The sequence below is a fragment of the Saccharopolyspora gloriosae genome (assembly GCF_014203325.1).
Taxonomy (GTDB): domain Bacteria; phylum Actinomycetota; class Actinomycetes; order Mycobacteriales; family Pseudonocardiaceae; genus Saccharopolyspora_C; species Saccharopolyspora_C gloriosae.
This window is the reverse complement of the sequence record NZ_JACHIV010000001.1, coordinates 6,741,907-6,754,482: the sequence shown is the minus strand read 5'-3', so window position 1 is coordinate 6,754,482 and position 12,576 is coordinate 6,741,907. Positions and strand designations below refer to the sequence as shown.

11 protein-coding genes and 1 pseudogene are annotated in these 12,576 nt (G+C 70.7%); 6 read left to right on the top strand and 6 right to left on the bottom strand.

The window, feature by feature from the left end:
* Positions 1 to 3: 3 nt before the first annotated feature.
* The 5 genes from BJ969_RS29405 (at position 4) to BJ969_RS29385 (ending at position 6,776) form a co-directional block, all read left to right on the top strand.
* Positions 4 to 432 carry a hypothetical protein gene (locus BJ969_RS29405; RefSeq protein WP_184484426.1) on the top strand — a complete coding sequence of 143 codons (429 nt, stop codon included), beginning with the start codon at positions 4 to 6 and terminating at the stop codon, positions 430 to 432.
* Positions 433 to 694: 262 nt separating this feature from the next.
* A complete protein-coding gene (locus BJ969_RS29400) occupies positions 695 to 1,585 on the top strand; it encodes a GGDEF domain-containing protein (protein ID WP_184484424.1) in 891 nt (296 codons plus the stop codon).
* 258 nt (positions 1,586 to 1,843) lie between these two features.
* Positions 1,844 to 4,843 carry an LCP family glycopolymer transferase gene (locus BJ969_RS30950; protein ID WP_343071666.1) on the top strand — a complete coding sequence of 1,000 codons (3,000 nt, stop codon included), beginning with the start codon at positions 1,844 to 1,846 and terminating at the stop codon, positions 4,841 to 4,843.
* A gap of 173 nt (positions 4,844 to 5,016) precedes the next feature.
* Complete coding sequence (gene phoU / locus BJ969_RS29390; RefSeq protein ID WP_184484422.1) at positions 5,017 to 5,664, top strand: phosphate signaling complex protein PhoU; 648 nt, start codon at positions 5,017 to 5,019, stop codon at positions 5,662 to 5,664.
* Positions 5,665 to 5,936: 272 nt separating this feature from the next.
* Entirely contained in the window at positions 5,937 to 6,776 is an 840-nt protein-coding gene (locus BJ969_RS29385) for a Scr1 family TA system antitoxin-like transcriptional regulator (protein WP_184484420.1), read from the top strand.
* 7 nt (positions 6,777 to 6,783) lie between these two features.
* Here the strand turns inward: BJ969_RS29385 and BJ969_RS29380 are convergent.
* Positions 6,784 to 7,065: pseudogene (locus BJ969_RS29380) on the bottom strand ((2Fe-2S)-binding protein); the annotation flags it as partial.
* Positions 7,066 to 7,173: 108 nt separating this feature from the next.
* The gene (locus BJ969_RS29375; protein WP_221315973.1) at positions 7,174 to 8,106 is read right to left on the bottom strand and encodes an oxygenase MpaB family protein; all 933 of its coding nucleotides are present in this window, start codon (positions 8,104 to 8,106) and stop codon (positions 7,174 to 7,176) included.
* A gap of 85 nt (positions 8,107 to 8,191) precedes the next feature.
* Here BJ969_RS29375 and BJ969_RS29370 point away from each other — a divergent pair, with 85 nt between their 5' ends.
* Positions 8,192 to 8,557 carry a hypothetical protein gene (locus BJ969_RS29370; protein WP_246457127.1) on the top strand — a complete coding sequence of 122 codons (366 nt, stop codon included), beginning with the start codon at positions 8,192 to 8,194 and terminating at the stop codon, positions 8,555 to 8,557.
* A 33-nt stretch (positions 8,558 to 8,590) separates the two neighbouring features.
* Here BJ969_RS29370 and pstB read toward each other — a convergent pair whose 3' ends face one another.
* The 4 genes from pstB to pstS all read right to left on the bottom strand — a co-directional run bounded on the left by pstB (position 8,591) and on the right by pstS (position 12,524).
* Positions 8,591 to 9,367 carry a phosphate ABC transporter ATP-binding protein PstB gene (gene pstB / locus BJ969_RS29365; protein ID WP_184484418.1) on the bottom strand — a complete coding sequence of 259 codons (777 nt, stop codon included), beginning with the start codon at positions 9,365 to 9,367 and terminating at the stop codon, positions 8,591 to 8,593.
* 10 nt (positions 9,368 to 9,377) lie between these two features.
* Entirely contained in the window at positions 9,378 to 10,292 is a 915-nt protein-coding gene (gene pstA / locus BJ969_RS29360) for a phosphate ABC transporter permease PstA (protein ID WP_184484416.1), read from the bottom strand.
* The gene (pstC, locus tag BJ969_RS29355; RefSeq protein WP_343071737.1) at positions 10,289 to 11,260 is read right to left on the bottom strand and encodes a phosphate ABC transporter permease subunit PstC; all 972 of its coding nucleotides are present in this window, start codon (positions 11,258 to 11,260) and stop codon (positions 10,289 to 10,291) included. The genes pstA and pstC overlap by 4 nt, the downstream gene beginning before the upstream one ends.
* A gap of 148 nt (positions 11,261 to 11,408) precedes the next feature.
* Positions 11,409 to 12,524: a phosphate ABC transporter substrate-binding protein PstS gene (gene pstS / locus BJ969_RS29350; RefSeq protein ID WP_184484412.1), complete on the bottom strand. Its 1,116-nt coding sequence runs from the start codon at positions 12,522 to 12,524 to the stop codon at positions 11,409 to 11,411.
* Between the last annotated feature and the right edge of the window lie 52 nt (positions 12,525 to 12,576).

The following is a 12,576-nucleotide window of genomic DNA, read 5'->3' as shown; positions in this document are numbered from 1 at the left end:
ACGATGCGGACCGCACTCCTGTGCCTCGCGGCGTGCGCGCTCGCGGGGTGCTCCGGCACGCCCGACGGACCTCCGCGGGAGCAGCAGGTCCGCGAGTACTTCGCCGCGAACAACGCCACCGCCCGGCACGGACCGCAAGCCCAGCAGGACTTCTTCGGCCGGACCCAGCACCCCGACTACGCGGACCGGACCTGCGAACTCGACGGGCTCACCGTGGAACTCGACCCGGCGCTGAGCACGCTGCGGCCCGACCCGGCCTACGCGCCGGACGAGACCGGGCCGCCGCGCGGCGAAGTGTGGGTGATCGGCGTGGAAGTAACGGTCCGCCAGGAGGGCACGATCACCGGCAGGCAGATCGGATCGCAGCACCTCGTGCTCCTCGACGGCCGAGTGCACGGATTCGCGCCCTGCCCCAACGGCAGCGGCTCATGACACGAGCGGAGAGCGGCGCTTTGCCCAGCAGTGATGTGGAACACAGCGTGATCGGTTCGTCCGTGCGGGTGGGGACACGTCGATTCGCTTCCACCCGATCTCCCGGCCCGGTACACACCAAGACAGTCCGGCTACGTGAGACGCACTCACCAATTCGGAGCAAGGACAGGTAAGCCGGATGAGCGAATTCCGCAGTACGCGCGTCCCGGCGCCTCAAGCGACCCGCCGGAGCCGACGACACCACGGACGGGAGGTGACAGCGATGACCGGATTGCGCGACGGTGTCGCCGGACCCGAACCTCTGCGCGAGGACGTCGCTCGTTCGTTGTGCCCCGCGCCGGCGCCACCGCCGGACCTCGGGCCCCGACGCACGCGCCACGAGCTCGCCAACGAGGGCGGCATGGTGGAGCTGCACGAGTCGATCGCGGCGCTGCTCGCCTCCCGGGGCCAGTGGCGGCAGGCCTACCACCACCTGCGCTCCGCGCTGGACCTGCTCTCCACCCAGGACACCCCGCGCGTTCCGGAACAGCTGCGGCACGAGGTGAACCGGCTCCGGCGCGAACACGCCGAAGCCCGCGAGCAGAGCCTGCGCGACAGCCTCACCGCCAGCTACAACCGGCGGTACCTCGACGAACGCCTCGCCGACCTGCTCGCCGTGGACAGCGCTGGCGGGCTCGCCGTCGGGCTCGTCGACCTCGACTGGTTCAAGCAGGTCAACGACACCTACGGGCACCTGCTCGGCGACCGCGTGCTGCAACGCGTCGTCGACCTGCTGCAGGAGGCGCTGCCGTCCGGCTCGTTCTGCGCCCGCTACGGCGGTGAGGAGTTCGTGCTCGTGCTGCCCACCATCGACGCCGCCCGCGCCGTCGCGGTGTGCGAAGCGGCCCGGATCCGCATCGAACGGTTCCCTTGGTCACAACTCGCTCCGGGACTGCGCGTCACCGTGAGCATCGGGATGGCGCACGAACCCGACACCGGCCAGCAGACCTCGCCCGCCGCCACCGCCGAGCAGCAGCTCATCGGCGCGGACGCGCTGCTGTACGCGGCGAAGCAGTCCGGGCGCAACGCGGTCGCCTACCGCTCCGCCAGCGAGGTGCACATCGCCGGGCTCGCCGCGGAGCGCCGGACCGGGGCCAGATTGCTCGGCTACTGAGAGCGATCATCTGGGAACCGGTCGTACCTACATTGGGTGTCTACGCCGGTCAGGTGGCGTAACACAGTTGGCCGATACGGCGCACAATCTCAGTGAATCGTGCACTGATTGTGAAGAAATTGTCGCCCACTATCGTCAGTTCGGGCGATCAGCCGTACTATCTCGGGAGCGTTCAGCGATAGGACTTCGGGGAGTCGACCGCTGACGCCCATACCGAACGACGACACCATCGACTTCGACGGTGGGGAGGGAACACGGGTGCCGCAGGACCCCCGGCATGGCCAGCACGGGCACCACAGTCCCCACCAAGACGGGGGCCCGGACGAGGACAACGCCCCCGACCAGCAGTCCGGGCGCCGCCGCCGCGCATTAGGTGACGACGGCACCGGCGGTACGCGGGTGTTCGACCTGCTCTCCAAGCACGGCAAGGCGCCCGGCGCGGGCACCGGCTCGCACCGCCGAGCCGCCGAACCCGAAGCCCCGAGCGGCGGCGGGCGCCGCGCTCGACCCGAACCCCCGCAGTCCTCCCCGCAGCAGCCGCAGCCCCCGGCGCAGCAACCCCCGGCAGGTCCGCAGGGCGGTGCCGAGGCTCCCGGTTCGCACGCACCGCAGGCGTCGGCGCAGGCGCCGTCGCGCGGACGCCCCACCCGCAGCGGCCCGCCCGCCGAACGCCGATCCGACTGGACCCCGCCGGAGTCGGCCTCCCGCCCCCCGACCGGGCGCACCCGGCCCGCCGCCCCGACCCGCCCTCCGGGCGAGGGCAGGCACTCCGAGCCGCGCGGCGCCCAGCAGCCCGCGCCGCCGAACCGGCAGGCGCCGCAACGCCCCCAGCAGCCGCCCGCAGCTCCGCAGGGCCCGGCGCAGCCGCCCGCGCCGCAAGATCGGCAGGCGCAGGAGTGGTCGGCGCCGGCTCGGCCGCCGCAGGGACCCGCGCAGCAAGGCCCCGCCGGGCCGCAGAGCCGGGCGGCCGCGCCGCAGGCACCCGCCGCGCCGCAAGAACCTCGGACCGGTGGCCGCCGGGCCGCCGAGCCGCCGGCGGACCAGGGCGAGTCCCGCCCGCCCGGCCGGCCCGGTCATCCGCAGACCGGCAGGCAGCCCGCTCCCGGGCGCCAGCCGCGTCCTCCGCAGGAGCCGCAGCAGCGCCGCCGCCCGTCCCCGCCGCAGGCCGCCGCGGGCGCGCTGGGAGCCGCTCAGGACGCCGAGGCCACCCACATCACGCAGGCGCTCTCCGGGGAACCCGCGGCGGAGCCCGAGGCTCCGCGCAGGCGCCGGGAGGCACCGGCCGGCGACGGCGAACGCCCGGCCCAGGGCCGGCCCGGCCGTCCGGGACGGCCGGGGCCCGCGCGTCCGGCTTCGGCCCCGTCCGAGGACCCCGAGGCGACCGCGGTGGTCCCCGCCGTGCCTGCCGAACCGGAGCCCGCCGCGGACGAAGGCACCAAGGTCACCCGCACCCCGGCCAAGCCCGGACGCCCCGACAAGGCGGCCCGTCCCGACAAGGCCTCGCGTCCCGACAAGGCCGCGGACGAGACGGCCGTCGTCGCACCGGTCAGCGGTGCCGACGCCGACGAGGACGACGCGAGCGGCGACAGCGACGAGATCCGCCAGATCGACGCGACGCTGGCCCGGTTCTCCGCGGTGCACGACCAGATCGCCGTGGAGGAGGACGCGCGGCGCAAGAAGTACTCGTGGCTGTTCGGCATGCGCAAGGAACCCGAGCTGGGCCGCGACATGCCGTTCGACTTCGTCGAGGGCCGCGAGGCGGGCGCCTCCCGGATGGACTGGAAGAAGGAGCAGCGCAAGCGCCGCACCATCCGCATCCTCAAGGCGCTCGCGGTGGCCGCCGCGCTGACGATCTTCGTGGCGACCGGGATCGGCTGGAGCGCGAAGGCGTGGGTGGACGCGAAGTTCAAGGACATCGCGGCGCTCGACCCGAACTCCTCGTCCATCAAGGACATCTCGAAGCAGTCCGGTGACCGCAACTTCCTGCTGCTGGGTTCCGACACCCGCGCGGGCTCGACCGCCGCGGACGGCGTCGGCGACACCACCGACGAGCCCGGCGCGCGCGCCGACTCGACGATGATCGCGCACATCCCGGCGGACCGGAGCCGCGTGCTCGTCGTCTCCTTCCCGCGCGACCTGCAGGTCGACATCCCGAGCTGCGAGCGCTGGAACCCCGACACCGGCGAGTACACCGGCGAGCAGGTCCCGGCGCGGCCGGCGACGAAGCTGAACGAGGCGTACGCGGTCGGCGGGCCGAAGTGCACCACCAAGGTCGTGCAGCAGCTCTCCGGCCTGTCGGTGACGAATTTCCTCGGCATCGACTTCACGGGCTTCAAGTCCATGGTCGACGCGATGCACGGCGTGGACATCTGCTCGGAGATCCCGATCGTGGACCGCAAGCTCGGCGTGGTGCTGCCGAACGCGGGCCCGCAGACCCTCACCGGCACGCAGGCGCTGAACTACGTGCGCGCCCGCTACGTGGAGGGCGACCCGACCTCGGACTACGGGCGGATGCAGCGCCAGCAGCTGTTCCTGTCCTCGTTGCTGCGCAAGGCGATGTCGGGGCAGGTCCTGATGGACCCGAACAAGCTCGGCGGTTTCGTCGACGCGGTCGCGGCGAACACGTTCGGCGAGAACGTCGGCACCGACCAGCTGCTCGAACTGGGCCGCTCCATGCAGGGCATGGACGCGGGCAAGATCACCTTCATCACGGTCCCGACCACCGGTTACGCCAACGACGAGGGGATGGAGGAGCTGGACCAGGCCGACGCGGCCGGGCTCTTCCGCGCCATCATCGAGGACGGCCCGGTGGCGCAGCAGCAACCGGCCGCCGCGGGGCCCGCGGGCGGTGCGGGACCCGCATCGACCGCTCCGGCCGCGTTCGGCGCCGGTGCGGCCACGGCGAAGCCCTCCGACGTGCCGGTGCGCGTCGTCAACGCCTCCGGCGCGGACGGCCTGGCCGGTCGCACCGCGGATCAGCTCGGCAAGGCCGGGTACGTGGTCTCCGGCTCGGAGACGTTGGCGCAGCAGGGTTCGCGGACGGTCGTGCGGCACAGCGCGGCGAACGCGGCGGCGGCTCGGCTGCTGGCGTCCTCGGTACCGGGCGCGACGACCGAGCAGGACCCGGCGGCGGGCGACGAGCTGCGCCTGGAGCTGGGCACCGGCTTCACCGGGCCGGTCCAGGCGCCCGGCGGGGCGCAGCCGGAGATGCCGAGCGATCTCTCGACGGTGAACGCGGGAACCGACATGTGCGGCTGAGCCGACATCCGGCGGTGTCCGATTTGCTCCATTTCCGCCTTGTCGCGGTACGGGCGCCTCTGATCGGATGGTGAGCCCTGCGATACCACTCGAACGGGCACATCATGGTCCGTTCACCGCTGATTCACCATCGTGCGTCTTGTCCGATTCTTCCCGGAAGTAAGGTGACCGGCATGCGTGAGGTCTACCAGGAACAGCTCGGCGATCTCGCCGAGGAGCTCGCCTCGATGTCGACCATGGTCGGAACGGCGATGGAACGTGCCACGAAGGCGCTGCTGGAGGCCGATCTGACTCTGGCCGAGCAGGTCATCGAGGAGGACGTGCACGTCGACGAGGCCCGTGCACGTGCCGAGGAGCAGGCGTTCGGCCTGCTGGCCCTGCAGGCGCCCGTCGCGGGCGACCTGCGCACCGTCATCTCCACCATCCACGCGGCCGAGGACTTGGAGCGCATGGGCGACCTGGCGCTGCACGTCGCGAAGGCGGCCCGCCGCAGGCACCCGCAGCCCGTGCTCCCCGAACCGGTGCAGGAGTACTTCGCCGAGATGGGCCGCGTCGCCGTGGACCTGTGCGGCCGCGCCGCCGCGGTGATCCGCTCCCGGGACATCGAGGCCGCCCGCGACCTGGAGGCCGCCGACGACGCCGTGGACGACCTGCACCGGCACCTGTTCACCGTGATGATGCGGCCCGACTGGTCGCACGGGGTGGCCGCCGCCGTCGACGTGACCCTGCTCGGCCGGTTCTACGAGCGGTTCGCCGACCACGCGGTCGCCGTCGGCCGCCGGGTCGTGTTCACCGTGACGGGCAGCATGCCCACGAGTTGACCTGATCGAGCGATGACGCCCGCCGGGATCTCCCGGCGGGCGTCGTCGTTTTCCGGGGGTGTTCGGGCAGGTCAGCGGCCGGTTGCGGCGAGTGGCCGAGTGATCGCGGAACCGAAATGATCAGACCCGATACGGCAACCGGTGTATTAATACTCGGTCTCACCAGTCGATGACCCGAATGCCGTGTGCGATCGTCGTGGACGTGACCAGCAGCGATGAGGCGCGCCCTGACACCGTCCGTTCGGAGGTCGAGGGTGCATAACAGTCCGACCGTGCACCGCCGGCGCCTCGGCGGTGAACTGCGCAAGCTCCGGGAGAAGGCGGGCCGCACGCACCGCGAGGTGGCCGCCCACCTGGACTGCTCCCAGGGCAAGATCAGCCAGATCGAACTGGGCCGGGTGCCGGTGCGCACCTCCGACGTGCGGTTGATGGCCGAGTTCTACGGCATCGGCGGCGACCGGATCACCGATCTGATCGAACTCGCCCAGGGCTCCAAGGAGCGCGGTTGGTGGCAGCAGTACCCGACGACCGCGCAGCGCCCCGGCTTCGAGACGCACCTCGGGCTGGAGACCGCCGCGAAGGCGGTGAGCTGCTTCGGCGCCGACCCCATCCCGGAGCTGCTGCACACCGCGGAGTACGGCGCGGCCCTGTTCGACACCGAACTGCACGTGCCCGGTGAGTCCGACCGCCAGGAACGGCTCACCGTCACCACGACCCGCCAGCAGCGGCTGCTGGGCAACGAGCCGCTGGAGCTGTGGGCGGTGCTCGACGAGGCGGCGCTGCGCCGATCGGTCGGCGGGCCGGTGGTGATGCGCCAGCAACTGGAGCACCTGGTGCTGATGGGGTACCGCCGCAACGTGACGATCCAGGTGCTGCCGTTCGGGCACGGCGGACATCCGCTGATGGGCGAGCGGATCTCGGTGTTCTCCTTCCCGGACGACGCCGACCCGCAGGTGGTGCACGTGGGCGACGCCGCCGGTTCGCGCTTCCTGGACAAGCCGGCCGACACCGGCGACTACCTGACGGCCTTCGAGCGGGTCTGCGGCGTCGCCCTGCCGCCGAAGGACTCCAGCGCCTTCATCTCGGCGGTGGCCGACGACTGGAAGGCCTGACCGGGGTTCACATGTCGCGCGCCGCGTCCCTGATCGCGGCGCGGATGCGCGGGTAGGTGCCGCAGCGGCAGATGTTGCGGATGTCGTCGAGGTCGGCCTCGGTGACCTCGCGGTCCTCGGCGGCGACTCGCCGCAGCAGCGCCACGGCGGTCATGATCTGGCCGGGCTGGCAGTAGCCGCACTGCGCGACGTCGTTGTCGAGCCACGCCCGCTGCACCGGGTGCAGCTCGGCGTCCACCGCGGCCGGGAGTCCTTCGATGGTGGTGACCTCGTCGGTGGCGTCCAGGTCCGCAAATCGAGGATCGACCTCGACGGTCGTGTCGCGTCGGGGAAGGGGGGCGGTTCGTGCCGGGGGACGCCGTTCGGGGGTTTCGCGATCGAGCCGGGGAGAACGTGCTCAGCCGGGCCGGTTCGTCGTCGGGATCTCGATCTTCGTTTCCTCGCCCTTGGTGAGGTAGAAGAGGATGTACTGCCGAGCGGCCTCGTCGATGGTCCAGGCGACCTCCGGCACCGCGGGCAGCGGAACGAGGTTCTCCCGGAACTTCACCAGCAGCGGCCAGGCCTCCTTGATCAGCGGATCCCACACCGGTTCCCGGGGAATGGCGTCCCAGGCCGCGACCTCGTCACCGACCAGGTACCGGGCGAGCGCGTTGCACAGCGGCCTGGTCACGCCCAGCGGCGGGCTGGTCTGCTCGGCGAGCTGCCCCAGCAGGACGTCGGTGAGCTCCACGCCTTCGGGCGTGGGCCCCATGTTCCGGCCGAGGATCAGGTCGGACTGGCGGTAGGCGGCGGCCCAGGTCGCGGGGATGTACTCCTCGCGGATGCCGAGCAGGTAGGCGGTCACCTGCCACAGGTGCAGGTACGCGTCGGACTCCGCCCGCGTGATCGGCACTTCCCAGTCGAGCATCCGGCGCATCGCGAAGGTCGGCAGCGTGTGCCAGGTGACCAGCATGTCCTCCTGGCTGATCGGGATCCGCTGCCCGCCGCTGGTCTGCGCCCAGCCCGGCGAGCTCTGCAGCAGGTGCCGCACGGCCGAGTGCACCAGCCGGGTCTTGACCGACTCGACCACCACGGACCCGTCGGGCCGGTAGGCGTTCGGATCGCCGACGGCGAAGCCGAGGATGCTCGTCTTCGCGACCCGGTCCTCCATGTCGGCGCCGCCTTTGGAGTAGTAGACGGCGCGGGCCTCCTTCGGGATGGCGGTGCTCAACATGCCGCCGCCGACCCCGTTGAGCAGGTTGAGGTAGAGGCCCCTGGACTTGTTGAACTCGGCCGCGAGCTCCAGCTTCCGCTGGTCCGCCCAGTCCGGGAGGCGGCGTGCTCGCGTCATGAACGCCCGCAGGTCCTAGTTCCGGCGGTACTTCGACCGCTTCCGCACCGACATCCGCGGTGCCGAGACGGTCGCGGACCGGGTGGTGCTCGGCTTCGCGAGCGCGCTGCGCGCCATCCGGCGCAACCCGCTGATCGGCGGGCTCATGGAGGTCGAGCCGGAGGTCGTGCTGCCCTCGATGATCAACGACGGCGGGCGGACCTTGGCCACCGTGCGGCGGTTCCTGGCCGGGCAGCTGCGCCGGGAGCAGGGCGCCGGGCACGTCTCCGGCGAGGTGGACGTGGAGCTCGTGGCCGAGCTGATGGTCCGCGTCTCCGCGTCGTTCCTGGTCATCCCCAGCGAGCTCGTCGACCTCGACGACGACGAGCAGGTCCGCGCGGTCGCCGAGCGCTTCCTCGTCCCGATGCTGGAACCCGCCCTCCAACGACGGGGCGCCCGCGACTTCGGGTGAAGTCGCGGGCGCCCCGGGTGGTGCGCGGCCGGATCAGCCGAAGCGGCCCGAGATGTAGTCCTCGGTGGCCTTCTGGCTGGGGTTGGAGAAGATGCGGCCGGTCTCGTCGATCTCGACGAGCTGACCGGGCTCGCCCACGGCGCGCAGGTTGAAGAACGCGGTCTGGTCGCTGACGCGCGCCGCCTGCTGCATGTTGTGGGTGACGATGACGATCGTGTACTCCTGCTTCAGCGTCGAGATCAGGTCCTCGATCGCCAGCGTGGAGATCGGGTCCAGCGCCGAGCACGGCTCGTCCATCAGCAGCACGTCCGGCTGCACCGCGATGGCGCGCGCGATGCAGAGCCGCTGCTGCTGACCGCCGGAGAGGCCGCCGCCGGGCTTGCCCAGCCGGTCCTTGACCTCTTCCCACAGGTTCGCGCCGCGCAGCGCCCGCTCCGCGACCTCGTCGAGGCGCTTCTTGTTCTTCTCCCCGGCGAGCTTCAGACCCGCCACCACGTTGTCCCGGATGGACATCGTGGGGAACGGGTTCGGCCGCTGGAACACCATGCCGATGGTGCGGCGGACCTGCACCGGGTCGACGTGGGCGCCGTAGATGTCCTCGCCGTCGATGAGCACCTTGCCCTCGACGCGAGCACCGGCGATGACCTCGTGCATCCGGTTCAGCGAGCGCAGCACGGTCGACTTGCCGCAGCCCGAGGGGCCGATGAACGCGGTGACGCTGCGAGCCGGAACCTGCAGGGTCACGTCCTGCACGGCGTGGAACTTGCCGTAGTACAGGTTCAGGTCCTTGATATCGAGGCGCTTGGCCATGAAAACCGCCCTACTTGGTCTTGACGGCGAACAGCCTCGACAGCAGCGACGCAGCGAGGTTGATCAGCATGATGACGAGAACGAGGGTGAGCGCGGCGCCCCAGACGCGGTAGTCGCCGGCCTCGGTGCCGGTGCTGCGCTCGGTGTAGATGACCAGCGGCAGCGAAGCCAGGCCGCCGTCGAAGAGGTTGAAGCTGATGGCCTTCGCGTAGCCCACCAGGATCAGCAGCGGCGCGGTCTCGCCGAGCACCCGCGCCAAGCCGAGCATGACACCGGTCAGGATGCCGGACAGCGCGGTGGGGAGCACGATCTTGACGATCGTCTTCCACTTCGGCACCCCCAGCGCGTAGGAGGCTTCGCGCAGTTCGTCCGGGACGATCAGCAGCATCGTCTCGGTGACCCGCACGACCACCGGCACCATCAGCAGCACCAGCGACAGCGCCACCGCGAAACCGCTGCGGTTGAAGCCGAACGTCGTGATCCACAGCGCGTAGATGAACAGCCCGGCCACGATCGAGGGCAGGCCGCTGAGGATGTCCACGGTGAACGTGGCGACCTTCGCGAAGCGCGAGTCCTGCCCGTACTCGATCAGGTAGACGCCGACGAGCACGCCCAGCGGCACCGAGATGATCGCGCACACGAGGCCTTCGAGCAGCGTCCCCATCAGCGCGTGGTAGATGCCGCCGTTGTAGTCGTTGGCGGTCAGCCCGTTGAACGAGTGGCTCCACCAGTCCGGCCGCAGCAGCGGCGCGAGGCCCTTCTGCAGCAGCGTGAACAGCACCCACAGCAGCGGGATCACGGCGATCAGGAACGCGGCCCCGAACAGCGCGGTCGCCGCGCCGTTCTTCAGCTTCCGCCCGAACCCGAGGGGCTGGAACGCCGGTGTCGCGGCGGGCCGTTCCACGTCAGCGGTGTCCGTTCTCATGCTTTCCCCTTACCGCTGGCGCTCTCGATCCACCGGGCGATCGCGTTCACCGCGAAGGTGAGCACGAACAGCACCAGACCGGCCGAGATGTAGGCGCCCACCTGCATGTCGTTGACGAACTCCGCGGAACCGAGGGCGATCTTCGAGGCGAAGGTGGCGCCGGCGTCGAAGACGCTGAAGTTCGGACCGATGTTCACGCCGCTGAGGATGATCGTCAGCGCGACGGTCTCGCCCAGGGCTCGGCCGAGCCCGAGCATCGAACCGCCGATGAAACCGTTGCGGCCGAACGGCCACACCGTGGTGCGCACGACCTCCCACCGGGTCGCGCCGAGCGCCTGGGCGCCTTCGATGTGCGCGGTGGGTGTGCGCTGGAAGACCTCGCGGGTGACGCCGGTGATGGTCGGCAGGATCATCACGGCCAGCACGATCCCGGCGGTGAAGATGTTCGCGCCGCTGTTGGCGGGCACGTTGCCGTCGGCGAAGATCGGCACCCAGCCCAGGTTGGTGTTCAGCCAGGTCGCGACCGGGTTCAGCACCGGCGCCAGCGCCACCACGCCCCACAGGCCGTAGACCACCGACGGCACCGCGGCCAGCAGGTCGACGATGTAGGCGAACGGCCGGGCCAGCGAGCGCGGCGCGTACTGGGTGAGGAACAGCGCGATGCCGCAGGAGACCGGCATCGCGATCACCAGCGCCACCAGCGAGCTCGCCACGGTGACCCAGGCCAGGTCGGTGATGCCGAACTTCAGGTTGTTCGGGTCGCTGGTGTCCCAGACCCGGCTGAACAGGAAGCTCACCTGGTTGGCCTGCAGCGACGGGAAGGCCCGCAGCAGGAGGAAGATGCCGACCGCCGCGATCAGCGCGACGATGAAGATCCCGGAGCCGGTGGCCAGGGACTGGAATACGCGATCACCCGCGCGGACTACCTTCTTCGGTTCGTCCGCGGCGGGTGCTTCGGGAGCGGAAATGGGGGCCTCCGGTCCGGAGCTGGACGCCGGAACGCCCCGACGGGCGCCGGTGTCGTCACCGGTGCCCGCGGGGCGTTGATCGGCTCGGGTCGAGTCGGTCACTGCGGTTCGCAGCCTCTCACTTCGGGACGTGCGCCGAGGTTCAGCATCAGGAGATGGCGTTGACCGCGGTCAGCACCTTGTCCTTGAACTCCTGCGGGAGCGGCACGTACCCGGCTTCTTCGAGTTCGGTGGGGTTGGCGTTCGCGGCGACGGTCAGCGCGGCCTTGACGCCCTTGGCGGTCTCCGGCTCGTAGCCCTTCGAGCACACGATCTCGTAGGTGTTGAGCACGATCGGGTAGACGCCGGGGGCCTTGTTGCCGTAGATCGAGTCGAGGTCGACGCGCAGGTCGTTGCCCTCGCCCTCGATCTTGGCCTCGTTGATGGCCTTGCCGACGTTGGCGGTGGTCAGCTCCACCGGGCCCGCACCGCTGTCGATCTTGGCGATGCCGAGGCCGAGGTTCTTCGGGAAGGACCACTCGATGTAGCTGATGCCGCCGGGCGTGGCCTGGACGGCCTGGGAGACCTGGTCGCTGCCTTCCTTGCCCTGGCCGACGCCGGGGCCACCGCGGAACTGCTTGCCCTCACCGGTCCACGCGCCGTTGGTGGAGGTCTTCAGGTACTTCTGGAAGTTGTCCGAGGTGCCGGACTCGTCGGAGCGGTAGAACGGCACGATGTCGAGGTCCGGCAGCTGCTTGCCGGGGTTGAGCGCCGCGATCGCCGGGTCGTTCCAGTTCTTGACCTGGCCCTGGTAGATCTTGCCGATCAGCTCGGGGTTCAGCGTCAGGTCGCTCACGCCCGGGATGTTGTACGAGATCGCGATCGGCCCGAAGACCATCGGGAGGTTCCAGGCGGGGTTGCCCTGGCAGCGCTCCGCGGCCTTCGCGACCTCGCCGTCCTCCTCGTCCAGCGGCGAGTCGGATCCGCCGAAGTCGATCTGGCCGGCGTTGAAGGCGGACACGCCCTTGCCGGAACCGGACTTGGTGTAGCGCAGCTCCTGGCCCTCGCACTTGGAGCTGTAGTCGCGGGCGAACACGTCCATGGCGTTCTTCTGCGCGGAGGAGCCCTCGGAGGAGACGGGCTGGGTGCCGCATTCCACGTTCAGGTTCGACAGGGCGGGGTTGACGTCCTCCGCCTTGACGTTCTGGTCGCTACCGCAGGCCGACAGCACGAGCGTGCCCGCCGCGAGGAAGCCCAGCGCGGCACTGTGGCGCTTGATCTTCACTTCTGTTCCTCCATGATCAGGGAAACACCGTGGACGCGGCACGCTGCCGCTC